Origin of the sequence: Granulicella sp. 5B5, from assembly GCF_014083945.1 — a bacterium.
GTDB lineage: Bacteria > Acidobacteriota > Terriglobia > Terriglobales > Acidobacteriaceae > Granulicella.
The window spans coordinates 3,446,600-3,472,009 of record NZ_CP046444.1 but is presented as its reverse complement, the minus strand read 5'-3'; the positions used below and the strand labels follow the sequence as shown (position 1 = coordinate 3,472,009).

Here is a 25,410-nt window from a genome sequence, read left to right as displayed (position 1 = left end):
GTCTTTCGGCTCGGCGTCCGAAATATGCTTGTATAGTCGCGATGCTTGAATATTCCGAGGCACAGCCTGGAGACAAAGGATCTGCTGGTAGCTTTGCATGACTAAAAAGAACAAACCTAAGTCAACTCGATCGGCCTCGAAAGCTGAGGCAGGGCTGTCGAAGCTACGCGACAATAGCGTGGCTCCGGTCAAAACCAGGACCTCCCTCAAAGATCTCGCTGAATACCTGGGCCTATCGCAGACGACCATCTCATTCGTCTTGAATGATGCGCCATTGGCAAAGAACCTTACGGAGGAGACGCGTCGTCGAGTTCACGAAGCTGCACGAAAGTTCAACTACCGTCCAAGCTACTTTGCATTGAATCTGAATAAGCGTGGTAGTGATTCAGTCGGTGTTATCGCCCCGGATCATAGTGAAGGCTATTTCACCAAGGTGATGGCCGGCGCTGAACGCTACTTTGTTCAGAAAAAGTTCATGTACTTCACTACGTGTCATTATTGGCAGCCGGAACTCATTCAAGAGTATCCGCGGATGCTACTCAGTAGGGGGCCGAAGGTCTTCTTCTGCTTAATTCAAATGCAGACTTCGAATCGCCGCTTCCGATCGTGACAATCTCAGGACACTTGGAGAAGGAAGGTGTCACAAATGTAGTTCTTGATCATCTGGCTGCTGCCCGTGTCACCTTACGCCACCTCTATGAACTGGGTCACCGGAAGATCGCCCTGATGAAGGGGCACCCTACTGTGATCGATACAGCCTATCGCTGGGAGGCAACGTTACAGGCTGCACGCGAAATCGGCATCTCATTGACGCCTGAACGAATGGTAGAGATTCACGAATCTGGCTGGTCCCCCGAGATTGGTTATGCCACGGTAAAGAGGCTTCTGCGTACTACCCAGGACTTTACCGCGCTTGTAGGCTTCAATGACACCTCTGCGATCGGTGCTATCCGGGCGTTCCACGAGGGTGGTCTCCGCGTGCCACAGGACGTATCCGTCGTGGGTTTTGATGACATTGTGAGTGCAGAATTCAACGTTCCCAGTCTCACCACGATTCGCCAGCCACTCGCGGAAATGGGGAAGCTCGGCGCATCGATCCTATTGGATCGCATTGCTGATCCGTCCCAAAAATACGACAGATCAATCTTCATGAAGCCGAAGCTTATTGTGCGAGAATCCACAGGGCCAGCCTCTCGTCGCCAGGCGGTTTCAGGAAGCAGCTCTAAGCAAAGATAGATTTTCAAGCCATGAGGGCGAGCGCACGGCATGTTTCTCCCGCGTAAAGCGATTTAATATTAGCTGATAGATCCGATTCTGGTTGCATCTCATGCTCATAAGGCGATAGATTAGGCGGGCTGGGTAGCTGTCGAGCAGCTGAAATGAAGGGTCTATGAGCATAGGTACGCCGTCAGTCGTCGAAAGGTATTCCAGCGGACGAAGAGTCATCCGCTTAGAATGGTGGTTTCCTACCCTGTCCACACTGTTTTTGCCGCTCTCCTTCAGCCTCTCTTCTCGGGCCCAACAGGCACCTCTCAGGCAGGACTCAGGCGGTCGTGTCTTTTACCGGCACGTTCATCCATTAGAGCCAGCGACTTCTGTCGAGCTTCAACTGGATCACCTGAACCCTGGACACTATACAATCAGGGCTTATCGGACAGGCTACCGCTCCAATGACGCCTATTCGGCATGGCTCGACATGGGTGCGCCTGCGAATGCATGTTCCGCTCAAATAGCGCAACTCCGGGCATTCGTAACAGATCGACCATTCATAGAGAAAGTGGCCCTTGACCAGGGAAGAAGCTTCTCGGCCAAACTTCAATCTGCACAAAATGATGTCGTACTTGTACTGCTTTCGAAAGATCAAGAATAAAGGCAGGATTTGCGCTGTCCCTCAGTGTATGTAATCGTTTTCAGTATTCAGCCATGCGCAATTTTCAAAATTCCGATTTGGTGATTTCCGTTCTATGAATCCAGCAGCCGTTTTCGCACTGTTTATGTTTAGTGGTCAACTGACCCATCTGAATCCAGTAGATGTCATTATCCTGGCCCTTTATTTCGGTGTGGTCATCTTCATCGGCTTCTACGTTAAAGGTTCGACGAACACCAGCGAGGAATTCTTCCTGGCCGGCCGTGAGATGACCGCTTGGATCGCTGGCCTGAGTTTCGTCTCCGCCAACCTTGGTTCGCTCGAACTCATGGGGTGGGCAGGGTCCGCATATCAATATGGCATCCTCGCCACGCATTGGTATTGGATTGGCGCCATACCAGCCATGCTCTTTCTTGGCATTGTGATGATGCCGTTCTATTACATCTCGAAGACGCACTCGGTGCCAGGCTATCTGCAACTCCGTTTCGGAGAAGGGGCTCGTGGCCTTGCTGCGATCTCCTTCGGTTTCATGACGATTTTGATGTCCGGCGTGAACATGTATGCAATGGCGTTGGTGATGAAAGTCATCCTCGGCTGGAACATCAACTTCAGCATCTGGGTCGGTGCGGCGACCGTTGCGGTCTACGTCATGTTGGGCGGCCTCCGTTCGGCCATCATCAACGAAGTCCTGCAGTTCATTCTCATCTGGGCTGGGGCGGCCTTGATTCCAATCCTCGGGCTGATCGAAGCCGGCGGTTGGACCAAGCTCAAGGCGCAGATTGCAGTCAATGTTGGCTCCAATGACTACACGCATCTGTGGTCCACGCTGGGGCACTTCAAAGACAATCCCATGGGCATCAACTGGGTTGGCATCGTCTTTGGCCTCGGTGCCGTTATCAGTTTTGGTTACTGGACGACGGACTTTCTTGTCGTGCAGCGAGTGCTCAGTGCTCACAACCTGCGCGCCGCTAAGATGGCACCGGTTCTTGGCGCCGCCTTTAAGATGGCGATTCCGCTTATTGTGATTGTTCCTGGCCTTCTGGCACTGGGCGTCCTGCGCGACCCGCATACGCATCAACTGATACATCTTGTAGGCGAGAATCAAGTCGATGCAGCACATCCCTATAGTTACAACGAAGTGCTGCCATTAATGTTGATCCGCTACTGCGGTCCGGGCCTCCTGGGGCTTGGAATCACTGCCCTTGTAGCCGGTTTCATGAGCGGCATGGCCGGCAACGTTAGCGCCTTTTCTACGGTCTGGACCTATGACATCTATGGCGCTTACATGAATAAACGCGCTAACGATCAGCACTATGTCTGGATGGGCCGAGTTTCGACAGTCGTCGGTATGATCATTTCTGTCGGCACCGCCTATCTCGTCATGAATGCGGCCTCCATCATGGACTACGTGCAGGCCCTTTTCAGCTTCTTTATTGCGCCGCTCTTTGGCACGGTCATCCTCGGCATGTTGTGGAAGCGTGCCACGAACTGGGGTGGCTTTCTTGGCCTGCTGGCCGGCACGGCCTCGTCGATCGGCATGTTCATCTATACGAGTACTGGAAGCGCAGCTCATAGAGCTGTGGCACTTTCTCGCATCGCACTGTCGCCGGATGCGCAACCGATGGCGGAAAACATGTTCCGTGCACTCTGGAGCTGGCTCATCTGCGTCGCCGTCACGGTACTCGTGAGCTATATGACAAAGCCCAAAAACGACTCTGAACTGAATGGTCTCGTCTACGGTGCAACAGTCATCCCGGATGATGGAGCGACAACGCTCTTTCAGAAGCCGATCTTCTGGGCGGTGGTCGTTGCCGTGGTCTTCTTGATTCTTAACATCATCTTCTTCTAATCGAAATTGGGCTCACACTAGAAGCGGGCTTGGAGGTTCACAATGGCAGAAGGAACAGGGCGCGGAGAGATGCTCTCCATCTGGTTTTTCGTCGGCATCATGACGTTGGCATATGGGGTGGTATTGCTACCGTATGGAGCATGGGAGTGGTTTAGCGGGCATGAGGCTGATACCGTTCTTAACCAGTTGCATCCCACATTCTGGTGGGGACTGCTACTCACAATCTTCGGTGCCTTCTACACGATCCGTTACCGGCCACGCCATAATGACGTCAACAAAGCGTAGTTGATCTGCACGCGGCGCAAAGTGCGGCCATTTCTCAAGGAGAGCGGACGGACAAATGTTTTTAGGTGTAGATGTAGGCACTGGCGGAACGCGCGCGGCCATTGTGGATCGGGATGGCCGCGTTCTGTTCTCTCAGTCGACTGAGCATGTTCCGATTAGCTCTCCACATATCGGTTGGGCTGAGCAGGCCCCGGAAGATTGGTGGCGTGCGGCGCAGGCTTCCATCCGCGCTGTCGTCAAGTCGGCAGCTGCCGCGGGCCACGTCGTCGAGTCCGTGGGGCTTACGGGGCAGATGCATGGCTGCGTCATGCTGGACGCCGACGGGCAGGTCCTGCGCCCGGCACTCATCTGGTGTGACCAGCGCACCCAGCCTCAATGTGATTGGCTGACGGCGACCATCGGTTACGAACGTCTTATCGAGCTCACCTGTAACCCTGCGCTGCCGAACTTCACTCTGACCAAGCTGCTTTGGGTGCGTGAGCACCAGCCTGAGATATTTGCCAGGATCGCTCACGTCCTATGCCCGAAGGATTACGTTCGTTATCGCCTAACGGGCGAGTATGCGATAGACATGCAGGAGGCATCCGGTACTCTGCTGCTTGATGTCACGCATCGGCGCTGGTCGCAAGAGGTGGCTGCGGCTGCCGGCATTCCAATGTCATGGCTGCCGAGCCTCTTTGAAGGCCCTGAGCTATGCGGCCGTATCACGCAGTTGACAGCTGGCATTACAGGGCTGGCTGCGGGCACGCCTGTCGTGGCAGGAGCTGGCGACCAGGGTGCAGGTGCGGTTGGCATGGGCATCCTCCAGCCAGGTTCTGTTTCGGCGACGATTGGAACCTCGGGTGTTGTCTTCGCGGCGACCTCGACGCCGACGAAGGACACAAAGGGTCGTCTCCACACGTTCTGCCACGCTGCACCCGGCATCTGGCATGTCATGGGTGTCACCAACGGTGCAGGTCTCAGCTTCCGGTACTTCCGCGACACGTTTGCGCCGCACCTGAGCTACGACCAACTCACCGCGCTTGCGGCAGCTATTCCCCCGGCCTCGGATGGATTATTCTGGACGCCGTATCTATTCGGCGAGCGCACACCGCATCTTGACCCCAACGCGCGCGCAGCCTTTGTTGGCGTTACGGCTTCGCACACGCTAGGACACTTTGTGCGTGCTGTGCTGGAAGGTGTCGCGTTCAGTCTCAAGGACACGTTCACCCTGTTTGAGGAGCTTCACATTCCTGTCGAGAGCATCCGTCTCGGTGGTGGAGGCGCGCGCAGCCCTCTTTGGCGGCAGATACAGGCAGACGTTTATGGGCACTCCGTCGAGCGGCTGGAAGCTGAGGAGGGCGGCGCATTCGGTGCGGCTCTGCTGGCGGGGACAGGCATCGGCGCGTGGCCCAGCGTGCAAGCAGCTTGTGCTGCCACCATTCGCCCTGTCGAGGTGATCGAGCCGGTCGCTGCGGAGACGATGCAGCATGCCTACCCGCACTACCGGCAGATCTATCCTGCGCTACGAGAGGTTACGGCAGACTAGCGCAGGCACTACTGCACATCCGACTTGTTTCTGCCCCAATCGAATCGTCTTCCTAAAATGCCTTTGACGATCCAATGGTCGGTGGCCGAAGTCGGCCCAACGCCAACGCCGACGTTGATCTCCCACTTTGGCGATACGTTGAGGTCAGTCACTGCGAATAGTTGTTGTTGCTGCTGGTGGACTGGGCAGGGTGAGGTGATACTGCAGTAGTCCGCATAATACTCGAAACCAGCATTGATGACCTTGGTAAAGTCGTAGCCGGCCTTCGCCGCCGGCGAAAACCCTACGCCCTGATTGACGTCCGGTCCATGCCATATGCGTTCGAGTGCCGGGTTGAAGGCCAAATACCAGCGCCCGATCTGCTTGTCGATGATGGGACGTATCTCCCATGTCCACGTGTCGGGCGAGTAGACGGCGCGCTGATAGCCAACCTCTGTAGATACACTCACTCCGATAGGCCAGTGCCAGCTTGGCGGTACACGTACCCGCGGGCGGATGTGGTCGCCGACCCATTGCACTCCATGGCCGTTCTGCTCGCTGGTGAAGACGTAGAAGCCGACCTCCGACCAGTCGGTGATGCCTTCGGTAAGCTCCAGGGTCTCGTGCTCCTGATGATTGGTTGGATACACGCTGTCGATGACGTACTTCTGTCCGTCGGGGGTGAAGTTCGAGTGCAACTCTACCATCAGGCTCTTGGGCGCAACGGTCTCAGAGCCGTAAACCTGGATCTCATAGTTGCCTTGTGCGTGCATCGCCGTGCAGACCCACATGCAAGCCCCGAACACTGTCGCTGACAACCAGGTTTCCTTCATCCCCATGCGATTAAGCATAGCGAAACAGCATCATAAAACCGCGGTCCATGTGGTCTTGTTGATGACAATGTAGTAATGTGGCGCCCGGATGATTCGCTACGAATTCAATCTCAGTAGTGTTCTTTGCGTGGATCAACACCACATCCTTCATCAAGCCGCTTAGTTCATTGCCGTTGTCGATCCGTTTTACCTCGAAGGTATGACGGTGCAGATGAATGGGGTGATCATCCATGCTGAGGTTCTTCAGCACGAGTCTGTATCGCTGGCCGTTCCGCAGTACGGGCTCTTCGGTATGCGGGTAACTCTTGCCGTTGATCAGCCACTGCTCTTCGGCGCCGTGGCCTTTGAAGAGGGAGTCGATGACCAGCTCGATCCGTTCGGCATTCGTGGTGCTCGTTGTGGGCTTGGTGAAGCGCAGGTAGTCCCACATTAAGCTCTCCGGTTGAATCCATTGGGGCCTACCAGTTGAGCCGGCGTACTCGATCACGATGCCCATGCCTGCGGCCTGGACGTGTTTGCGGACTTCGCCGAGGACCCAGACACCGGGCGCGTTCATTTGCACAATCGCGCTGATGCGTTCGGCGGGCGCGAGCCGCAGCATCTCTAGTGTCTGCGGCTGCTGTACGGGGTTGCCGTCGAGAGCGACTACCTGGAAGGTGTGTCCTGCGAGCGAGATCCAGTGGACCTCGGTTGGGCTGGAGTTAAGGATGTGCATCAGTACGCGCTCACCCTGCTTCACTCGTACCGGCTCGCCGAAGCCGAGCATCTTGCCGTTGATGGTGGAGGCGTCGTAGACGGGGTTCATGAAGCCGTCGTCGCCGCCCTCGAAGTGACCTCCCCAATCATGCAGGCCGAGGAAGACCTCGCGGTCGTAGCGCGCAGGATTGTCGCGTGGCTCGATAAGCAGGAATCCGTGCTGGCCGCCATATCCAGCCTTGTGCAGGTCTTTCCCAGCGAAGGTATGCGTGTGATACCAGCGAAAGCCGGCGGGCTGTGGCGTCATCCGATATCGCGTTGTGGAACCGGGCGCGATCATCGGCGTTCCCTCTTCCATCGCGCCATCTATCTCCGGTGGCAGAAAGAGGCCATGCCAGTGCAATACCTCGGGGTCTGCGCTGCGGTTGTTGATTTCGACGGAGACTTCGCGGCCTTCGCGTAGGCGCAACAGAGGGCCGGGTATCTGGCCGTTGTAGGCGACGGTCTCGAACCGGTGTTTCGGCGAGGCCTCAAGGAGATACGGTGCAATCTCGATGGAGATATCGGGGGCGCTCTGCTGGGCCAGGCTGGGCAAGCTCAGCGTTGCAGCGGTTGCTCCGGATGCCTTTAGGAACTGCCTACGCGTCAGCATGCTTCATCACCCACAGAGAACTGTATCTATCGTATAGACGGTTCTTGGCTGTCACCCAGACTCACATGGATGCGATGATGGCGAAGGCATGCTTCTGAGCATTACAGACCGTGAGTGGATCGAGCAGCGTGCCCGCGCTGCGGGCTTCGATCTGGCTGGTATTGCTGCTGTCGGGACGATGGGAGGCGAGGCCGCAACGGATGCGGACCAGCGCTTCGCGGCGTGGATCGCTGCAGGGCATGCCGGCGAGATGGAGTATCTGAAGCGTGCGGATGAGAGCGGCAAGCTCATCCGCGGCGATCTGCGGCGGTCGATTCCGTGGGCTCGCTCGGTGATTGTGTGTGCGGTGAACTACAACGCGCAAGCGCCGCGCTCTATTGATCCTGCTGCTGCGGACGCTGGATGGATCGCGCGCTATGCGTGGAGCGGGAATACCGGTGATGCTGCGAGCGCGTATCCGGGCAGTGATTATCATGACGTCCTGCTCGGTCAGTTGCAGACGGTTGAGGCTGAGTTACAGCAACGCTTCGTGGGCTGTGAGACGCGCTGCTATGTCGATACCGGGCCGCTGCTGGAGCGGGAGTATGCCGTGCGTGCGGGCATCGGCTGGGTTGGGCGGAATACGTGCGTGATCCATCAGAAGCAGGGTTCGTGGTTGCTGCTTGGTGTGATTGTCACGTCGCTGGCGCTAGAACCCGCGGCGGCAAGCGTTTCCGCTGCGGACCGTTGTGGGAGTTGTACGCGGTGCATTGATGCTTGTCCGACCGATGCCCTTTTTCCGGTTGGCGAGGTGCGACAGATGGATGCTTCACGTTGCATCGCGTATCTGACGATTGAAAAGAAGGGAAGCATTCCTGAGGAGCTGCGCGCGCCGATGGGGCGGCAGGTCTTCGGGTGCGACATCTGCCAGGAGGTGTGTCCCTGGAACCGGCGGGCACCGGTTGCGGCCAGCGGTGCGCTGCCGGCACGGTGGGAGCTGATCAACCCGGCGTTGGAGTGGCTCGGGTCGCTGGATGGGCCTGGGTTCAACCGGCTCTTCCGGAACTCGCCGGTGGAGAGGACACGGCGGAAGCGGCTGCTGCGCAACGTCGCCATTGCGATGGGCAACAGCGGCGAGGTGAAGTTCCTGACGCAGCTCGATGCTTGGGCAGCGGAGGATGACCCTGTGCTTGCCGAGAGCGCTGCGTGGGCGGCGGCGCGTCTGCGGGGCCAGTAGACTATCTGCATGTCCTCCGACGAGAACAGCCTCCCTCTCAGCGCCACGGGCGCTTTACCTGCAACCGAAGCCGCTGTGGAGCCGGGCGAGCAGGCGATTGCTCCGGGGCTCACGGCCAAGCCGACTCCGCGTGTGGAAGAGGCGGGAACGCTGGAGCAGGTGAAGGCTCTGGCGCGGTACATGACGCGGACCGAGGTGCATACCTACGCGTTCTCGGTGGCAGCGCAGGTGATCCTCTCGCTGTTCCCGTTCATCGTGCTGCTGTTGACGATCGCGCAGCGGGTCTTCCACTCGACGCGCATGGTGGATGTCGTCGGCGAGATGATGACGAACTTCCTGCCGAACAACCAGGAGTTCGTGATGCGCAACATGCGCGTGCTGGCGTTTGCGCATACCAGGACGCGGGTATTCTCGCTGGTGATGCTGTTCATTACTGCGACCGGCGTCTTTATGCCGCTGGAAGTGGCACTGAACAGTGTTTGGGGCGTGAAGAAAAACCGGTCGTATCTGGCCAATCAGGTGGTGTCGCTGGGGTTGGCGCTGGGGGTGGCGTTGCTGGCGATGGCCTCGATTGCACTCTCGGCGGCGCAGCGGTCGATTCTGGAGTGGATGTTCGTGGGGCATACGGACAACTTCCTCTTCGGCTTCATGGGAGATAGTTTCCTGAAGATATGCGCTGGTTTGGCGAGCGTCGGGCTGTTCTTCCTCATCTACTGGGGATTGCCGAACCGGAAGATCCCGGCGCGGGCGGTGCTGCCCACCGCTATCGTGATGGGCGTGATCTGGGAGGGGGCGAAGTACCTATACATCCTGGCATTGCCACACCTGGACTTCCATGCGGTCTATGGGCCGTTCTATGTGTCGGTTGGGCTGATGATGTGGGCGTTCATCTCCGGATTGCTGCTGCTGGCGGGAGCGTATGTGTCGGCCACGCGGCAGGCGCTGCGGGAGACGCGGAAGGCCGATCTGAAGCGCGAGAGCGAGGCATAGGCGATACCCCCTCCCCCCTCCCTATGTAGCAGAGGTATCCAGCAGAATCAGCGACTTACGGGGTGATCCCGGGGGTAAGTGACTGATTCTGTATATAGTTACAGGTATGATATGGCTAACAAAGGGGTTAGAGGCTATAACCGTGGTTTGCCGCGTTCAGTTGCCGGTAATTACCCCTACTTCCAGTATAGAAGGCGCGGATGGGGAAAGTGTTTTTGATTTGTGGGGCTTAGTGGTTTGGTTTGAGGGGGTTGCGGGTGGAAATGACGTTATGAGGGTTGACAGGCTGGATGGGTCGAGCGAAAAGCGCTCCCGCTACGTGCGCGAAGTCAGCCAAGTTTCGCCACGGCGGCTGTGATGGAGGCTGGCGACGGTGTGCAAAAGATGCAGGAGGGCTCATTCGTTACGTCTACGCTGTGCTCCGACTCTGGTCGAGGAGACGGGCAGTTTTGCCGAGGCGAGCGAGAAGCAGATTCCCTGCGGGAATGACAACCAAAAAAGCAAAAGCTTAAAACGGCACTGCCCCGACTCTCCAAGTCGGGGCAGTGCCGTTTCGTGGAGCTGGTGTGATCTCTACTTCTCTATGCCGAAGGTGAAGACGGTTTCGGAGTGCATGGTTTCGCCGGGCTTCAGCTCCGTCGTGGGAAAGGCGGGGTGGTTGGGGGAGTCGGGGAAGTGCTGGGTTTCGAGGCAGAAGCCGAAGTGCTTCTGGTACTTTGCGCCACCCGCGCCGGTGAAGGAGCCGTCAAGGAAGTTGCCGGAGTAGAACTGTACGCCGGGCTGGGTGGTGGTGACGGTGAGGGTACGGCCGCTGGTGGGGTCGACGGCTTTGGCTGCGAGGTGCAGGCCGGTTCCCTGCCCTGCGTTGAGGACCCAGTTGTGGTCGTAGCCGCCAGCAAGCTTGAGCTGCTCGAAGTTGTCGTTGATGCGCTTGCCGATGGCAGTGGGGGTGCGGAAGTCCATGGGCGTGCCGGCGACGGGGTCGAGCTTGCCTGTGGGGATGAGGGTGGAGTCGACGGGGGTGTAGCGGTCGGCGTTGATCATCATGACGGTGCCAAGGATGTCGCCGTGGCCTTCACCGCCGAGGCTGAAGTAGGTGTGGTTGGTGAGGTTGACGACGGTGGGTTTGGTGGTGGTGGCCGAGTAGTTGATGTGGATGGAGTCGCCGACGACGGTGTAGCGGACGTGCGCGGTGAGGGTGCCGGGGAAGCCCATGTCGCCGTCGGGGCTGACGAGGGTGAACTCGACGCCGTTGGGGAGCTCCTGCGCGGACCAGACCTTGCGGTCGAAGCCCACTGTCCCGCCGTGGAGGGCGTTGCCGTGGTCGTTGGCGGGGATGTGGTAGGTGTGGCCGTCGAGCGAGAAGGTGCCCTTGGCGATGCGGTTGCCGTAGCGGCCGACGACAGAGCCCATGTAGGTCTTGGAGTCGGCCTGGTAGCCGGCGAGGGAGTTGTAGCCGAGGACGACATCGGCGAGGTGGCCGTTGCGGTCAGGCGCCTGGATGGAGACGATGTGCGCGCCGAAGTTGGTGAACTTGACGGTGATGTGGCTGCCGGCGACGGTGTAGAGGGAGACGGGCTGGCCGTCGGCGGTGCCCCAGGCGGTTTTGGTGACGGACGCGTGGGAGGCTGCGGCGGATGCGGTCAAGATGAGGGCTCCTGCGAGGAAGTGAGTGAGGGCTGGAAAGCGTTTCCCTTGCGGCATGAATGGGATCTCCTAAATACGGACGAAGTCATCGTAGCGTATTGAGGGCAGAGGTGGCATCCGCGGGACCGGGGCGCTGCGGCGGCATGGTGCGAAGCCATGTCTCAGAGGCGAAACATGAGGCTCCGGGCGGTTTGCATCCCACCTTAGCGACGATGAAGCCGTCGCGAAGATGGGGCACCCAGAGTCTTGTTATATTTTGAAATAGTTTTCTATTTGACATTCTCTGGTCAGGGTTCTTAGAGTTTGTGCTGCTGCCCTACGTTCAAGATTGTGGCTACAGGAGATGCGATGAGTGTACGAGAGATGCGGATGAGCGTGGCGCTGGCCGCCTGCGCGATGTTGACGGTGGGTGCGATGGCGCAGGCCACAAACGACGCGAGCTGGCCGAAGCCGACGCCGGCGATGCAGGCGGGGATCGACAAAGACATCTCGCGGCACTTTGGGGATGCGCCGGCGGACCCGGGACCGATCCAGACGGACCTTTCGCCTGCGCTGACGGCGGCGGCGATCGATAAGGCCGAGCGCAAGGTGGCGGACTGGCAGCTGAAGGTGGCCGAGCCGTACTTCGACCGGATATGGACGTGGAGCGTGCTGTACTCGGGGTTTATGGCTGCGTCGGAGTCGACGGGCGACCCGAAGTATAAGGACGCGATGGCAGCGATGGCAAAGAAGTACAACTATGAGTTGCGCAGCAAGATGCCGAACGCCGACGACCAGAGCGTAGGGCAGACGTACCTGGAGCTGTATCTGCTGGATGGCAAGAAAGACGCTGCGATGATGACGCCGACGCAGGCGGGGCTGGATAGCGTGATCGGGCTGCCGACGCTGCGGTCGAATGATCCGCGGATACCGTGGTGGTGGTGCGATGCGCTGTTTATGGGGCCGCCGACGTGGGCGCGGATGGCGAAGGCTACGGGCGATCACAAGTATATCGACTACTTGAATGCGAACTGGGCGAAGACCTATGCCGCATTGTGGGATGCGGATGAGCATTTGTATGCGCGCGATGAGACGTACAAGGACAAGCGCGCGAAGAACGGGAAGAAGATCTTCTGGTCCCGGGGTGAGGGCTGGGTGATGGGCGGGATTGCGCGGACGCTGGATTACCTGCCGGCGGACGATCCGCATCGCGGATTTTATGAGCAGAATTTGCGCGAGATGGCGGCGCGGGTGGCGGAGCTGCAGAGGCCGGATGGATTGTGGCCGTCGTCGTTGCTGGATGGCGAAGACTTTCCGCAGCCGGAGATCTCGGGGGCGGCGCTGATGGTGTATGGCATGGCCTGGGGTGTGGACCACGGCGTGCTCGACCGCGCGAAGTATGAGCCGGTGATCGCGAAGGCGTGGGCGGGGATTCTGCAGCATGTGTATGCCGATGGGCGACTGGGGGATATTCAACAGACGGGCGCGGAGCCAGCTTACTACCCGGCGAGTGCGAGCTTTACCTATGGTGTGGGTGGATATCTGCTGGCGGCGGCGGAGCTGAAGACGATGGCCGCGAAGTCGTCACAGGTTGCGGCTGTGAATACTGATCCGGGGCGGACGCGGCATATCCCGGTGGTGCAGCGGAAGCCGGGGATACCGACGATCTGGCTGATTGGGGACTCGACTGTTCGCAACGGGAACGGTGATGGAGCGCATAACCAGATGGGCTGGGGTGATGAGCTGGCTCCTTACTTCAATACCGACAAGGTGAATGTGGCCAATGAGGCGATCGGCGGGCGGAGCTCACGGACGTACATCACCGAAGGGCACTGGGCTGAGGCGTTGGCGCTGATGAAGCCGGGCGATGTGATGCTCGTTCAGTTTGGGCATAACGACAGCGGGAAACCCGATGAGCCGACGCGGGCGCGGGCGTCGCTGCCGGGCGTGAGCGATGAGACCCAGACGATCTTCAACCCGATTACGAAGCAGCAAGAGGTGGTGCATACGTTCGGGTGGTATGAGGATGAGATGGTGCGCGAGGCGAAGGCCAAGGGCGTGACGCCGATTCTGTGCTCGCTGATTCCTCGGAAGATTTGGAGGGACGGCAAGGTGGTGCGGAACAAGGACACCTATGCGGGCTGGACGGAGGAGGTCGCCAAGCGCGACCATGTGGGGTTTGTCGATTTGAACGACATCACCGCGGACAAGTACGACAAGCTGGGCGAGGCTGCGGTTGAGCCGCTGTTTGGTGATCCGCATACGCATACGACGGTTGCGGGCGCGGTGATGAATGCCGAGAGCGTGGTCGCTGGATTGAAAGCGCTGAAGCATGATCCGGTGGCGAAGGATTTCTCGGCCAAGGGCAAGGCGATTGCCGCCTATAAGCCTTAGCCTTCGGGGCTAAAGCCCCTTTCCTCTTTTGCTGTCTATATGGACGGGCTAAAGCCCGTCCCCTTCAAAACCTATCGCCCGCCTATTTTCCCGACGGCGCTACGGACGAGAAAGCCGCGAGAGAAGGCATTCTCTCGCGGCTTGTTTCGCAGGCAAAGCAAACTGGTTAGTTGGCGGCGGCTCCGCGGCGAGGCTTGACGGCGGCGGCGGCTGTTTCGGCGGCGTTGTCGGGCGAGGCTGGGATTTCTGCGTCGGATGAAGCTACGATGCCGAGCTTCTTGCGAAGTTCGCTGTCGATGCGACCGAAGATCTCGCGATTCTCCTTCAACATGCCGCGGACGCTTTCGCGGCCCTGACCGAGGCGCTCGCCCTGGTAGCTGTACCAGGCGCCGGACTTGTCGACGATGTTGTGCAGGACGGCGAGGTCGAGGGTGTCGCCTTCGCGGGAGATGCCTTCGCCGTACATGATGTCGAACTCGGCGTCGCGGAAAGGGGCGGCGACCTTGTTCTTGACGATCTTGACCTTGGTGCGGTTGCCGACGACGACGTCGCCTTCCTTGACGGCGCCAATGCGGCGGATGTCGATGCGCACGGAGGAGTAGAACTTGAGGGCCTTGCCGCCGGTGGTGGTCTCCGGGTTGCCGAACATGACGCCGATCTTCTCGCGAATCTGGTTGATGAAGATGAGGCAGGTGCGGGACTTGGAGACGGTGCCGGTGAGCTTGCGGAGCGCCTGCGACATGAGGCGCGCCTGGAGGCCGACGTGGGAGTCGCCCATCTCGCCGTCGAGCTCGGCCTTGGGCACGAGCGCGGCGACGGAGTCGACGACGAGGACATCGACGGCGTTGGAGCGGACGAGGGCTTCGACGATCTCGAGGGCCTGCTCGCCGTAGTCGGGCTGCGCGACGAGGAGGTTGTCGGTGTCGACGCCGAGTTTCTTAGCGTAGGCCGGGTCGAGCGCGTGTTCGGCGTCGACGAAGGCGGCGAGGCCGCCGAGGCGCTGGGCCTCCGCGATGATCTGCAGGGTGATAGTGGTTTTGCCGGAGCTCTCAGGGCCGTAGACCTCGATGACGCGGCCACGGGGGACGCCGCCTACGCCGAGGGCGGCGTCGAAGGAGATGGAGCCGGTGGAGATGACCGCGATGGGCCCGATAGCCTCCTTGGAGCCAAGGCGCATGATGGAGCCTTTGCCAAACTGCTTTTCGAGCTGCGAGAGTGCGCTTTCGATGGCCTTGCTGCGGTCGTCTGCCACGTGATCTGTCTCCTTGGGCGGCACGGTTGCCTGAACTAGAAACCGAGTCTAGCATCCCGGCTCCGTAAAAAGCAAAATAAAAGCGAAAGTAGTCTGTGAAGAACCGGACTATTTTGGGCGTAGGGTGGGGTAGCCTAACGGTATGCGTCAATTTCGCTATCTGGATGCCCTGACCACGATTTTTGTGGTGATCCTGCTGGTGGCCAACCTGGTCGCGCAGAAGGTGTTTCGGGTGGGTCCGTTTCATCTTGTGGGGCCGATTTCAGTCCCGGCGTTCTCGACCTCGGGGGCGATCGTGCTGTTTCCGGTGACGTATATCTTTGGCGACATTTTTACGGAGATCTACGGATATGCCGCGAGCCGGCGGGCGATCTGGCTGGGGTTCTTTGGAACGGCGCTGCTGTATGCGGTGTCGGCGCTGGTGATTGCGCTGCCGCCAGACCCGGAGTTCAGGAACCAGCAGGCGTTTGTGACGGTGTTCGGGATACTACCGCGAATTTTGGTGGCGAGTTTAGCCGCCTTCTGGGCGGGGGAGTTTGCGAACTCGTACACGATGGCGAAGCTGAAGCTGATTACGAGGGGGAGGTGGCTGTGGACTCGAACGGTGGGGTCGACCGTGGTGGGGCAGTTTGTGGATACGAGCCTGGTGATCTTTTTGACCTTTGTAGGCACGTTTACAGCACACAAGATGGTGGAGATTATTGTGACCGGCTATGTGCTGAAGGTGTTGTATGAGATTGCAGCGACGCCGCTGACGTATGTTGTCGTAAACTTCCTGAAACACGCTGAACACATCGACACGTTTGACACGCATACGAACTTCAACCCCTTCCGGTTTGCTGAGTCCAGGGGAGCTGAGGTAGAGCGGGTTCGCTAGAGCCTTTTTCTTTACCCTTATTGCTTCTTCAGGAGATGACGTTGACCCGCACGATCGCTTGTCGTATCGGCTTTGGTGTCTGCTATTTTCTCTCCACTGGCGCCCTGGCCCAGAGTGCGAAGCCTGTTCCGCTGACGGTGCAACTGGATTGGAAATCGACGGCACAGTTTGCGGGGATACTGGCAGCGCAGGAGCAGGGGTACTACGCGGCCGAAGGGCTGGCGGTGACGATCCGCCCTGATGATGGCAGCGGGCCAGCGAGCGTGGATATTGTTGCGGCGCATACGGGCGATGCGGATGGATGGGTGGGGATTACCGAGGCCGATCAGCTACTGGCTGCCGATGCGAAGGGCGCGCACCTGAAGGCGTTTGCGACGATGATGCAGAGCACTCCGTTGGCGCTGCTGACGCTGAAGAGCTCGGGGCTGACGACGATCAAGAGCCTGCGCGGCAAGACCATCGGGCTGCATGATGACGGCGAGAAGGCGCTGGATGTGCTGATGCAGTTCAATGGGATGACGCGTGCGGATGTGCGCCCGGTGACGATTGGGTATGAGTTCGATTCCCTGCTGAGTGGGAAGGTGGCGGCGATGCAGGGGTATACGAATGACGAAGTGGTGCGGCTGGAGATGGAAGGGCATCCGGTGAACGTGATCCCGATGAGCGCGAATGGGTATGTCGCCTATGCGGAGGTACTGTTTGCTCCGGCGAGGTTTGTGGCGACGCATGTGGGCGAGCTGGAAAAGTTTGTGCGGGCTACGGGGCGTGGGTGGAGCTATGCTCGGGCGCATGAGGGCGAGACGGCGAGAATGATTGTGGCGAAGTATGCGACCGATAGCTCGGTGGCGGAGCAGAGGGCTTCGCTGGAGCAGACGCTGAGGCTGGTGTATGCGGAGAGCCCGCGGTTCGGGATGATGAGAGATGCTACTTGGAGGCGGTCGGTGGAGATGTTTACGAAGTACAAGCTGGTGGAGGGGGAGTTGAGGGTTGGGGATGTAGTGGATGATGAGGTGTTGCGGGGGTTGTATGCGGGCGGTCACTAGGGGATAGGCACCTGCTGTCTCCCGCAAAGTGCGCGAAGTTAGCCAAGTTTCGCCATGGCTGTCGTGGCGAAACTTGGCGTCTCTGCTTTGCGGACTTGGCGGGAGGATGTTTAGAAGCGGTGGACGCGACGGTGGATGCCATCTCGGAGGCTTTCTACGTTGAAGTTCAGGAGGAAGCCCAGGCGTCGGTTCGCCAGTTTGAGGTAGGACGTAATCTGGGAAAAATGGACTGGCGCTAGCGCGTCGACAGACTTGATCTCGAGGACGATCTCATTGCTTACCAGAATGTCGATTCGGTACCCCACATCGGTCAGCTTCGTTCCGTCATAGACGATTGGAACGGGGACTTCCGTCCTCACTTCGAGGCCCATCTTACGAAGTTCGTAGACGAGGCACGCGGTATAGGCAGTCTCTAACAAGCCTGGGCCGAGAGCCGTGTGGACTCGGAAGGCTGCGTCGAGAATTTTTCTTGCTAACCCGTTCAGCTCTTCTTGGGTCATTGATTTCTTTCGAGTAGATTTATCGCTTCAACAAGTCGACGGGGATGTGGACGTCTTCGATGCGGAACATGCTCTTCAATGCAGGGTGGCGGGCGGCGATGGCGCGGTACATCTCCCAGGCTACGAGGCGGTAGCTGAAGTGGCCGGCAATGCCGCTGCGGAGCTCGGAGATGTAGAGGGCTTCGGCGAAGTCCATTTTGAACATGGCGCGGCAGCGGGTGCCTAGTGGGAGCAGGTACTGGGCGCTTTGGGCGGCTTCGGGTTCGGTGCTGTCTCGGAGGGTGCGGTAGGCGGTATAGGCGGCGTCCATGGCGGCCTTGTAGGCGGGTTCGAGGCCGGCTTCGGCGAGGGTGGGCTGGCCGGGGCAGGTGGGCTCGTCGTAGCCGTGGAGGTCGGTGAACTCCTGGATGAGCTGCACGCAGCGGCGGTGGCGATGCATGTCGCGGAAGCCGCCGATGTCCATGAGGATGTCGAAGCGGAAGCCGTGGCCGGAGTGGAAGCTGCGGAGGAGCTCGTCGTGGCGGCCGCGGTGGGCGGTGCCGAGGGCGATGAGCTCGTTGCGGCGGGGCTCAGTGAGGGCGGCGACGGCGCCGCGGAGCTGCCGGTAGGAGTAGTGGCAGTGCGGATAGAGCAGGCTGGTAGCGAGCTCCACCTCGAGGTCCTCGTCGTCGTCGAGGAGGTCGACGATGGGCGCGGGGAAGATGGGGCGCGGGTTGCCGTCGGGGTCGCGCATGAGCTCGGCGGCGGCCTGGCGGAGCTCGCGGCGGCTGGCGATCTGGTAGTCGTTCGGCTCCGCGTACTTGACGAGTGTGGGCGCGGTGCGGACAGGCGGCATGAGGGTGTTGAGGATCTCGGCAGTGGCGGTGGCGTCGACAGTTCCCTCGCCTGCCATCTCTTCGAGCTTGTCTCGCTGGACGTTCCATGCGGGCTCGCTGGCGGCGCTGCGGAGCTTGGTGCCGAGGTCCCGGACCTCGGCGAACTCGCTGGAGAGCAGGCGCGAGACCTGGGTTTCAAGCGTGCGGGCGTTGACGATCTGGCCGAGCGAGGTGTTCGTCGCAAGCGGCAGCAGATAACGCGCGGCGTCGAAGGCGCGGGCTTTGAGGGTGCGCGCGTAGGCCTCGGGCTTCATGCTCTCTGGACATGGGATCGCTGCCTTGAGGGCTTCGAACATGCCGGCGCTGAGCCCGTCGTAGGCGTGGAAGAGGGCTTCGATGGCGCGGGTGTAGGCGGTCTTCGCTTTGCTGTGGAGCTCAGGCATGTACCAGCCGGAGCGGCGGAAGTCCTGGTAGCGGGTGCTGCGCTCCTGGCCGTCCCAGCGGGTCTCGTCGACGAGAGCGATGGCGGCGAGGAGCGAGAGACGCTCGATGGCGAAGGGGATGTGCGCGAGGTCGGCGATGGAGCGGTGGCCGTACTGGAAGTAGAAGGTATTTAGGAACTGCTCCGCGCGCTGGGAGCTGATCTCGGTGAGCGATTCGCGCATAGTGAGCGCGCTGCGGCTGTACTTCGCCATGGCGTAGGCGAGGACTTCGGGCTCGGCGCCGTGGATGGCGTAGACTTCGGTGGTGTTGGGCGCGGCGGGCTTGGCGGGGTGATCGGACATGACTCGGCAAGGATATCGCGGCGAGGCGGTGGTTTAATACACAGGGATAGGAAGTAGCAAGTAGGAAATAGGAAGTAGAAGGAGAAAGACTTTGAGTTCATTGGCTGGGAAGATTGCGCTGGTAACGGGCGCGTCGCAGGGGATTGGGCGCGCTTGTGCGCTGGAGCTGGCAAAGCAGGGTGCGACGGTCGCGCTGGCGGCACGGAGTGTGGAGAAGCTGGAGGCTGTCGCCGCAGAGATTAGCGCGGCGGGCGGTGTGGCTAAAGCATTTGCGCTGGATGTGGCCAGCGAAGAGGCCATCAAGAGCTGCGCGAAGGCTGTGCTGGCGGAGTTTGGCACGGTGCATATCCTGGTGAACAACGCTGGCATCACGAAGGACGGGCTGGTGATGCGGATGAAGCTCGCGGATTTTGAGGACGTGCTGCGGACGAACCTGACGGGGAGCTTTCTGCTGACGCAGGCGCTGATCTCGCCGATGATGAAGGCGCGGTGGGGGCGGATTGTGAACATCACGTCGGTGGTGGGCGAGACCGGTGCGGCGGGGCAGGCGAACTATGCGGCGTCGAAGGCCGGGATGATCGGGCTGACGAAGTCGCTGGCACGGGAGTTTGCGAGCCGCGGGATTACGGTGAATGCCGTGGCGCCGGGGTTCATCCAGACGGCGATGACCGATGTGCTGACCGACGAGCAGAAGGCCGGGATTCTTGGGCATATTCCGCTGGCACGGTATGGCAGCGATGCGGACATCGCAGCGGCGGTGGCGTTTCTGGCTTCGGAGGGCGCGGGGTACATCACCGGGCATACGCTGGATGTGAATGGCGGGATGTACATGGGATAAGGCAAAGACCTCCCGCAAAGTTCGCGAAGTAAAGACGCCATGTTTCGCCACGGTTGATGTGGCCGAATGTGGTGTTTTTGTTGGGCAGACGAAGTGGTTGCCCATGTGCCGGGGTCAGCACGAATCTTGAAAGGTACGGAGAAGGTTGAGATTTCTGCGATAAACCCTTGCTACTGCGAGGGCTGATAGGTACTTTACGGCTAATGGCTTCTATGACAACAGTCGTGCCGCAGCAGACAGGACCCACGCCCGAACCGGCGCCGATCAACATTGGCGTAACGATCCGGAGCTTTCGCCTGCAGCGTGGCATGTCGCAGGGTGATATCGAAAAGCGCACGGGGTTGCTGCGCTGCTACCTTTCCCGCGTTGAGAACGGGCACACGGTGCCGTCGCTGGATACGCTGCAGAAGATCGCGTCGGCGCTGGAACTACCGCTGAGCCAGTTCTTTGCCGACGGCCATGGACGGGAGAGCGCCACGCGCGATGCCCATGTGACGGCGATGGGCGAGGACGATATCCGGTTCTTGACGCAGGTGCAGAAGTACTCGTCGCAACTGACCGAGAGCGACCGGCGGCTGTTGCTGGCTATGGTTCGCAAGTTCGCCGCAACGGCTTCGACTTCGATAAGCTAAGTTTGTTCGACTGACACAGAGAGCCCTGGCGTAAGCCGGGGCTCTTTTTTTTGCTGCCTGCCACCCCTCCCCTATTTGGGCCGTATGATCCGCAGCGGATTGGGGTTAGGCTCGTAACCGGCTCGTTGGTTACCTGGCTTGAGCGGATCGGTTTTGAAAGAGCGCAAAGACGACGAAACCCGGCCTGGGGCGGGTTGTTTGCTTCTTTTATTGTATAGGGCGTGTCAAGAGGCCCGTGCTCCCTCCGGGGTACGCTCGCGCCTGCGGCTCTCGCTACGGAAGACGCAGGTCTCTCCGCTGCGTCCGCAAAAGCGCGGACTTCGGTCGAGATGACACATCACGGGAAGGTCAAAATGCTAGACCAACTTGGTGAGGGCGTAGCCGATGAGGCAGATTAGGAGCGTGGCAGCGGCAAAGGTGATGCGCTGGCGGCGGCGGTAGGTGGCGCGGCCGGCGGTCATCCTGGGGAAGAGCGGGATGCCGAGAGCGAGGCCGCTGAGGAAGCCGCCGAGGTGGGCGGAGTTGTCGATGCGGGGTAGGTTGTTCGGGTTGATGTGGAGGGCGGAGAGCTGCGAGGCGGCGCCGCTGGCGAGGATGTCCGGGCCGAGGCCGAGGACGAGGTTGATGGCCGCGAAGAAGATGACCTGCCGGCGGAGACTGCGGAGCTCGTCCCAGGGAACAGGGAGGTTGCGGTTGGAGAGCAGGATGATGAGGATGCCGGCGATGCCGAAGACCGCGCCTGAGGCTCCGGCAACGAGGGTGGGCTGGAAGCGGAAGATGGCCCAGGCGAAGGAGAGCATCATGCCAGCGGTGCCTGTGAGCAGGTAGACGGCGACGAGGCCGCGCTTGCCGAGGAGCGGCTCACCGAAGAGGCCGAGATTCCAGAGGCACCACATATTGAGCAGGATGTGCAGGATGGTGACGTGGACGAAAGCGCCGGTGACGAGCCGCCACCACTGGCCCTCCTGCACGAGGTAGGAGTAGGTGGCGCCGAAGCGGATGAGCGTGTCGCCGTTGAAGGAGGCGGTGAGGATGCCGGTCCACTGATGGGCGTGGAGCAGCGCCGGGACCGGGCCGAAGGGGAACATGACCGCGAAGACCAGCGCGTTGATGGCGATGAGGGTGTAGGTGGCGGGGTAGTTCCAGAGCGAGGTGTTGACGCGGCGGCGGGCGGGGCGCGATTGGCCTTCCAGGGTGGCTTCTACAGCGGCGATGCTCTCGCCGCTGGTGTGGGAGGGATGCTGGTAGCCGTCGGGTGTGGAGGATTCGGTCAAAGCGGCGGGTTCCAGCGCGGGATCAGGCTACCTGTTTGCGCAGCCGATCGCGCAGCTCTGGAGCGATGCGCTCGCGAACCGTGGCAGTGATCATGCCGAAGATGGGAGTCGCCATGGCGACCAGCACCCAGAGCAGCATGGAGACGATGACGCCGGCGACAGCGACAGTCTCAAGACCGATGGTGATGGAGTCGGGGATGCGGGCCAGGGCAGCTACATTGTCCGGATGCAGGTGAACATGCACGTTGGTGATGTGGCTGACGGCCTCCAACCGGTGCATGACCAGGGCGGCCAGCAAAAAGGCAGCGAAGGAGAGCGAGGTGGCGGCGAGCAGCAGGACATCGACGGTGCGATGGATGCGCTGGCGGCGGCGGCAGTGGCCGCACTCGGAGAGATGGGCCTCGTAGTCGAGGCGAAGATCGGGGGAGTTGCCCGTAATGTCATAACGCCATCCGGAGAGGATGGCCCCTACGACCGGGTCCGTGCAGGAGGTTTTGTCGCTCGCTCCGGATCGATGTGAGTAATTTGCCATATCGGGGTTCACTGCCTCCAGTTTATCGCACTCGGCTACACAGCCGGAAGTTACATCTTCCATACGCAAGGGTTTGACGCCAGATGTACCGACAGGGATTCATACTGCGGGAGTTAGAGAACGGGTTCAAAGGCATATGGAGGGGGTGGGCTCCGCCTGGCCGGCGAGCAGGATGCGGTTGCCTAAGAGACTCATTCGATTGCCGATAGCCTGCTCGGCGGCGAGGAGGGCGAGTTCGGGAAGGTTGTTGTGCTCGGAAAGGTGACCGAGGACGATGGTGTGGGCACCACCATCGTAATCCTGGGTAAGGAACTCGGCGGCGGCGGCGTTGGAGAGGTGGCCGACGCGGCTGAGGACGCGCTGCTTGACGCTCCAGGGGTAGGGGCCGTCCTTGAGCATTTCGAGATCGTGGTTGGACTCGAGGAGGAGGACGTCGACGTTCTTGAGGGCGAGCTTGACGTTGGGTGGGATGTAACCGAGGTCGGTGGCGACGGCCATGCGGAGGCTCTCGGAGCGGGCGTGGAAGACGAAGCCGCAAGGGTCGGCTGCGTCGTGGGGGATGGTGAAGGGATTGACGTCGAGGTCGCCGATGGCGAAGGCGTGGCCGGGTCGGAAGTACTCGACTACCGGAAGCGCGGCGGGATCTTTTTTGACGGGGGTGTCGTCGTCGGGGTCGATGGGGAGCTGGGCGGTAGCGTCGGGCTCGGCCTCAACTGCGATCACGGTGTGGGCCGGGGCGTGGGAGGCGGCCTCGGCTTCGGCCTTCTCGCGCTGCTTCATCTCCAGCCACTTGGTGTAGGACATGGTGGTCTTGGGGGTCAACATGCGGACCCAGGCGCGGTGGGTCTGCTCCGTGAAGTAGACGGGGATGCCGAGGCGGCGGGCGAGGACGGCGAGGCCGGAGACGTGGTCGACGTGCTCGTGGGTGATGAGGATGGCGTCAAGGGAGGCCGGGTCTTCGCCGGCGAGGGCCATGCGCTTGAGGAGCTCGCGGCAGCTGAGGCCGGCGTCGATGAGGACGGAGGTGTTCCCTGCCGCGACGATGGTCGCGTTGCCCTTCGAGCCCGAAGCCAGAATGGTCATCCGCACAGAGATGAGGATACGCCGGTGGGCTGTGCGAAAAGGGCGTGGGAGCTTGGGGTGGTACGGGGTGGTTGCGTGTGGGTACCTGGAGATTTGTGCATCCCACCTTAGCGACGATGGAGCCGTCGCGAAGATGGGGCACCCGACACTCTGCGAACCTATGTCTCAGAAGCGCGACATGGGGCACCCGGCATCCCGCGAACCCAGATTGAGAGGTTACAGGGCGGAGCGGCGGGGGGCGAGGAAGTTGACGACGGTGCGCATGACGACCTCGCCGCGCTGGTTGAAGACGGTGGTGCGGGAGCGGACGACGCCGTATTTGGGGCGGGACTTGGACTCGCGGACGTTGAGGATCTCGGCTTCGGTGCGGAGGGAGTCGCCGGGACGGACGGCCTGGGTCCAACGCATCTCCTCGACGCCTGCGCCGATCATGCCGCCGGCGACGTGGATGGACTCGACACGGAGGCGCATGACGATGGCGGCGGTGAGCCAGCCGGAGGCGGCGAGGCCTTTGAAGAAGGAGCTTTCACCGGCGGCTTCGTCGAGGTGAAAGGGTTGCGGATCATACTGCTCGGCAAACTGCTTGATCTCTTCGGCGGTGACCTTGTAGCTGCGTCCGGAGACGAACTTGAGCCCCGGATAGAAGTCTTCGAAATAAAGCTCGGTTGGCACGTACCTAATCTCCTGATCCCGAAACCCGACCGGCGCACGACAGGGGGCGCGCGGAAGGGTGCATCCAAATCTGTTACGACTCTTTGATAATAGACTCGTTTGTCAGGATGCCAAGCAGGGAGACGAAGTGAACCGCATCATCCGAGGGGAGAACCTGGCCGCGCTGCGCAAGCTGGCGGCCGGGAGTGTCGAGCTGATCTACATTGACCCGCCGTTCAACACGGGGACCACGCAGCAGCGGAAGCGCATGAAGGCAGTGCGCGATGTGGCGGGCGACCGGACGGGGTTTGGCGGGCATCGCTACCGGACGGAGACGCTGGAGGCGATGCCGGTGTATGCGGACGCGTTTGAGGACTACCTGGGGTTTCTGCGGCCGCGGTTGGAGGAGGCACACCGCGTGTTGACGCCGACGGGGTCGCTGTTCTTCCACATCGACCCGCGCGAGGTGCACTACTGCAAGGTGCTGCTGGATGAGGTGTTCGGGAGCCGGGCGTGCTTTCAGAACGAGATCATCTGGGCGTATGACTATGGAGCGCGGTCAAAGAAGCGGTGGCCGGGGAAGCATGACAACATCCTTTGGTATACGAAAAATCCGAAGGAGTACACGTTCCGGCTGGAGGCGAGCGATAGGATTCCGTACATGGCACCGGGGCTGGTAGGCGCGGCGAAGGCGGCGCGGGGGAAGACGCCGACGGATGTGTGGTGGCATACGATCGTGTCGCCAACAGGCAAGGAGAAGACGGGGTACCCGACGCAGAAGCCGCTGGGTGTGTTGGAGCGGATTGTGCGGGTGCACTCGAACCCCGGGGAGACGGTGCTGGACTTTTTTGCGGGGTCGGGGACGACGGGCGTGGCTGCGGCGAAGAACGGGCGCGAGTACATTTTGATCGACGAGAGCGCGGAGGCGGTGAAGGTGATGCGGCAGCGGCTGAAGGCGCTGGCAAAGGCCTAGAGCGCGGCGCCCTCGAGGGCGAGGCAACGACCGCGTGATGGCGGCGGTTTCCCCACCCTACATCGCCGGGCGACGTTCTTTTCACAGGTAAGTTCGCCGCACAGAGATGGATCGCCAAGGTATGCTGGGGCTACCGGGATGGTCGCTTGCGGCGCTAACAGACAGATTCGACCGGATTTATTTGTCCTGGATGATTATTGCTTCGCCGCAACTTCTGATCGGCCTGTTACAAAGTTTCAT

The 25,410-nt window shown here is 60.5% G+C and carries 23 protein-coding genes; 13 read left to right on the top strand and 10 right to left on the bottom strand.

What is annotated here, in order from left to right:
• Positions 1–97: 97 nt before the first annotated feature.
• The 5 genes from GOB94_RS16955 to xylB all read left to right on the top strand — a co-directional run bounded on the left by GOB94_RS16955 (position 98) and on the right by xylB (position 5,529).
• Positions 98–610, top strand: a complete 513-nt coding sequence (locus GOB94_RS16955) for a LacI family DNA-binding transcriptional regulator (protein WP_255484010.1) — start codon at positions 98–100, stop codon at positions 608–610.
• A 14-nt stretch (positions 611–624) separates the two neighbouring features.
• On the top strand, positions 625–1,236 hold the full coding sequence (locus GOB94_RS16950; RefSeq protein ID WP_255484008.1) for a substrate-binding domain-containing protein: 612 nt from the start codon (positions 625–627) through the stop codon (positions 1,234–1,236).
• Positions 1,237–1,964: 728 nt separating this feature from the next.
• The gene (locus GOB94_RS14650; protein ID WP_182276609.1) at positions 1,965–3,716 is read left to right on the top strand and encodes a sodium:solute symporter family protein; all 1,752 of its coding nucleotides are present in this window, start codon (positions 1,965–1,967) and stop codon (positions 3,714–3,716) included.
• A 42-nt stretch (positions 3,717–3,758) separates the two neighbouring features.
• A complete protein-coding gene (locus tag GOB94_RS14645) occupies positions 3,759–4,001 on the top strand; it encodes a hypothetical protein (RefSeq protein WP_182276608.1) in 243 nt (80 codons plus the stop codon).
• A 55-nt stretch (positions 4,002–4,056) separates the two neighbouring features.
• The gene (gene xylB, locus GOB94_RS14640) at positions 4,057–5,529 is read left to right on the top strand and encodes a xylulokinase (protein ID WP_182276607.1); all 1,473 of its coding nucleotides are present in this window, start codon (positions 4,057–4,059) and stop codon (positions 5,527–5,529) included.
• Between the two features lie 8 nt (positions 5,530–5,537).
• Here the strand turns inward: xylB and GOB94_RS14635 are convergent, their stop codons facing one another.
• Together GOB94_RS14635 and GOB94_RS14630 are read right to left on the bottom strand one after the other, a co-directional pair.
• Positions 5,538–6,326, bottom strand: coding sequence for a hypothetical protein (locus tag GOB94_RS14635; protein ID WP_255484005.1), 789 nt, complete (start codon positions 6,324–6,326; stop codon positions 5,538–5,540).
• 25 nt (positions 6,327–6,351) lie between these two features.
• Positions 6,352–7,689, bottom strand: coding sequence for a multicopper oxidase family protein (locus GOB94_RS14630; RefSeq protein WP_182276606.1), 1,338 nt, complete (start codon positions 7,687–7,689; stop codon positions 6,352–6,354).
• Between the two features lie 88 nt (positions 7,690–7,777).
• On the opposite strand from GOB94_RS14630, the gene queG reads away from it, so the two are divergent.
• The gene (queG, locus tag GOB94_RS14625; RefSeq protein WP_182276605.1) at positions 7,778–8,905 is read left to right on the top strand and encodes a tRNA epoxyqueuosine(34) reductase QueG; all 1,128 of its coding nucleotides are present in this window, start codon (positions 7,778–7,780) and stop codon (positions 8,903–8,905) included.
• A gap of 9 nt (positions 8,906–8,914) precedes the next feature.
• Positions 8,915–9,895 carry a YihY/virulence factor BrkB family protein gene (locus GOB94_RS14620; RefSeq protein ID WP_182276604.1) on the top strand — a complete coding sequence of 327 codons (981 nt, stop codon included), beginning with the start codon at positions 8,915–8,917 and terminating at the stop codon, positions 9,893–9,895.
• 573 nt (positions 9,896–10,468) lie between these two features.
• Here GOB94_RS14620 and GOB94_RS14615 read toward each other — a convergent pair.
• On the bottom strand, positions 10,469–11,599 hold the full coding sequence (locus tag GOB94_RS14615; RefSeq protein WP_182276603.1) for an aldose epimerase family protein: 1,131 nt from the start codon (positions 11,597–11,599) through the stop codon (positions 10,469–10,471).
• 291 nt (positions 11,600–11,890) lie between these two features.
• On the opposite strand from GOB94_RS14615, the gene GOB94_RS16945 reads away from it, so the two are divergent.
• Positions 11,891–13,915 (top strand): glycoside hydrolase family 88 protein, encoded by a 2,025-nt coding sequence (locus GOB94_RS16945; protein WP_255484002.1) that lies wholly within the window; start codon positions 11,891–11,893, stop codon positions 13,913–13,915.
• Positions 13,916–14,081: 166 nt separating this feature from the next.
• Here GOB94_RS16945 and recA read toward each other — a convergent pair whose 3' ends face one another.
• The gene (gene recA / locus GOB94_RS14600; protein ID WP_182276602.1) at positions 14,082–15,167 is read right to left on the bottom strand and encodes a recombinase RecA; all 1,086 of its coding nucleotides are present in this window, start codon (positions 15,165–15,167) and stop codon (positions 14,082–14,084) included.
• A gap of 142 nt (positions 15,168–15,309) precedes the next feature.
• On the opposite strand from recA, the gene GOB94_RS14595 reads away from it, so the two are divergent.
• Together GOB94_RS14595 and GOB94_RS14590 are read left to right on the top strand one after the other, a co-directional pair.
• A complete protein-coding gene (locus GOB94_RS14595; protein WP_182276601.1) occupies positions 15,310–16,044 on the top strand; it encodes a queuosine precursor transporter in 735 nt (244 codons plus the stop codon).
• A gap of 41 nt (positions 16,045–16,085) precedes the next feature.
• On the top strand, positions 16,086–17,087 hold the full coding sequence (locus tag GOB94_RS14590) for an ABC transporter substrate-binding protein (RefSeq protein ID WP_182276600.1): 1,002 nt from the start codon (positions 16,086–16,088) through the stop codon (positions 17,085–17,087).
• A 110-nt stretch (positions 17,088–17,197) separates the two neighbouring features.
• Here the strand turns inward: GOB94_RS14590 and GOB94_RS14585 are convergent, their stop codons facing one another.
• Together GOB94_RS14585 and GOB94_RS14580 are read right to left on the bottom strand one after the other, a co-directional pair.
• Entirely contained in the window at positions 17,198–17,587 is a 390-nt protein-coding gene (locus tag GOB94_RS14585) for a GxxExxY protein (RefSeq protein WP_182276599.1), read from the bottom strand.
• Between the two features lie 19 nt (positions 17,588–17,606).
• Positions 17,607–19,187, bottom strand: coding sequence for an FAD-dependent thymidylate synthase (locus GOB94_RS14580; RefSeq protein ID WP_182276598.1), 1,581 nt, complete (start codon positions 19,185–19,187; stop codon positions 17,607–17,609).
• A gap of 91 nt (positions 19,188–19,278) precedes the next feature.
• Between GOB94_RS14580 and fabG the strand changes: the two genes are divergently transcribed.
• Together fabG and GOB94_RS14570 are read left to right on the top strand one after the other, a co-directional pair.
• Positions 19,279–20,025, top strand: a complete 747-nt coding sequence (fabG, locus tag GOB94_RS14575; RefSeq protein ID WP_182276597.1) for a 3-oxoacyl-[acyl-carrier-protein] reductase — start codon at positions 19,279–19,281, stop codon at positions 20,023–20,025.
• A gap of 212 nt (positions 20,026–20,237) precedes the next feature.
• Positions 20,238–20,657, top strand: coding sequence for a helix-turn-helix transcriptional regulator (locus tag GOB94_RS14570; protein ID WP_255484432.1), 420 nt, complete (start codon positions 20,238–20,240; stop codon positions 20,655–20,657).
• Positions 20,658–21,013: 356 nt separating this feature from the next.
• On the opposite strand, the gene GOB94_RS14565 is transcribed toward GOB94_RS14570, so the two are convergent.
• From GOB94_RS14565 to GOB94_RS14550, 4 genes are all read right to left on the bottom strand, one after another.
• Positions 21,014–21,931: a rhomboid family intramembrane serine protease gene (locus tag GOB94_RS14565; RefSeq protein WP_255484001.1), complete on the bottom strand. Its 918-nt coding sequence runs from the start codon at positions 21,929–21,931 to the stop codon at positions 21,014–21,016.
• 22 nt (positions 21,932–21,953) lie between these two features.
• Complete coding sequence (locus tag GOB94_RS14560) at positions 21,954–22,463, bottom strand: hypothetical protein (RefSeq protein ID WP_182276595.1); 510 nt, start codon at positions 22,461–22,463, stop codon at positions 21,954–21,956.
• Positions 22,464–22,589: 126 nt separating this feature from the next.
• The gene (locus tag GOB94_RS14555; protein WP_182278638.1) at positions 22,590–23,546 is read right to left on the bottom strand and encodes an MBL fold metallo-hydrolase; all 957 of its coding nucleotides are present in this window, start codon (positions 23,544–23,546) and stop codon (positions 22,590–22,592) included.
• A 216-nt stretch (positions 23,547–23,762) separates the two neighbouring features.
• The gene (locus GOB94_RS14550; protein WP_182276594.1) at positions 23,763–24,218 is read right to left on the bottom strand and encodes a MaoC family dehydratase; all 456 of its coding nucleotides are present in this window, start codon (positions 24,216–24,218) and stop codon (positions 23,763–23,765) included.
• 127 nt (positions 24,219–24,345) lie between these two features.
• Between GOB94_RS14550 and GOB94_RS14545 the strand changes: the two genes are divergently transcribed.
• The gene (locus GOB94_RS14545; protein WP_182276593.1) at positions 24,346–25,170 is read left to right on the top strand and encodes a site-specific DNA-methyltransferase; all 825 of its coding nucleotides are present in this window, start codon (positions 24,346–24,348) and stop codon (positions 25,168–25,170) included.
• Positions 25,171–25,410: the final 240 nt, after the last annotated feature.

What these genes read in the sequence shown, in the direction of transcription:
- GOB94_RS16955 (WP_255484010.1), top strand. Translation starts at nt 98, where the DNA reads ATGACTAAAAAGAACAAACCTAAGTCAACTCGATCGGCCTCGAAAGCT.
- GOB94_RS14650 (WP_182276609.1), top strand. Translation starts at nt 1,965, where the DNA reads ATGAATCCAGCAGCCGTTTTCGCACTGTTTATGTTTAGTGGTCAACTG.
- GOB94_RS14645 (WP_182276608.1), top strand. Translation starts at nt 3,759, where the DNA reads ATGGCAGAAGGAACAGGGCGCGGAGAGATGCTCTCCATCTGGTTTTTC.
- xylB (WP_182276607.1), top strand. Translation starts at nt 4,057, where the DNA reads ATGTTTTTAGGTGTAGATGTAGGCACTGGCGGAACGCGCGCGGCCATT.
- GOB94_RS14630 (WP_182276606.1), bottom strand. Translation starts at nt 7,689, where the DNA reads ATGCTGACGCGTAGGCAGTTCCTAAAGGCATCCGGAGCAACCGCTGCA.
- queG (WP_182276605.1), top strand. Translation starts at nt 7,778, where the DNA reads ATGCTTCTGAGCATTACAGACCGTGAGTGGATCGAGCAGCGTGCCCGC.
- GOB94_RS14620 (WP_182276604.1), top strand. Translation starts at nt 8,915, where the DNA reads ATGTCCTCCGACGAGAACAGCCTCCCTCTCAGCGCCACGGGCGCTTTA.
- GOB94_RS14615 (WP_182276603.1), bottom strand. Translation starts at nt 11,599, where the DNA reads ATGCCGCAAGGGAAACGCTTTCCAGCCCTCACTCACTTCCTCGCAGGA.
- GOB94_RS16945 (WP_255484002.1), top strand. Translation starts at nt 11,891, where the DNA reads ATGAGTGTACGAGAGATGCGGATGAGCGTGGCGCTGGCCGCCTGCGCG.
- GOB94_RS14595 (WP_182276601.1), top strand. Translation starts at nt 15,310, where the DNA reads ATGCGTCAATTTCGCTATCTGGATGCCCTGACCACGATTTTTGTGGTG.
- GOB94_RS14585 (WP_182276599.1), bottom strand. Translation starts at nt 17,587, where the DNA reads ATGACCCAAGAAGAGCTGAACGGGTTAGCAAGAAAAATTCTCGACGCA.
- GOB94_RS14580 (WP_182276598.1), bottom strand. Translation starts at nt 19,187, where the DNA reads ATGTCCGATCACCCCGCCAAGCCCGCCGCGCCCAACACCACCGAAGTC.
- GOB94_RS14570 (WP_255484432.1), top strand. Translation starts at nt 20,238, where the DNA reads ATGACAACAGTCGTGCCGCAGCAGACAGGACCCACGCCCGAACCGGCG.
- GOB94_RS14560 (WP_182276595.1), bottom strand. Translation starts at nt 22,463, where the DNA reads ATGGCAAATTACTCACATCGATCCGGAGCGAGCGACAAAACCTCCTGC.
- GOB94_RS14555 (WP_182278638.1), bottom strand. Translation starts at nt 23,546, where the DNA reads ATGACCATTCTGGCTTCGGGCTCGAAGGGCAACGCGACCATCGTCGCG.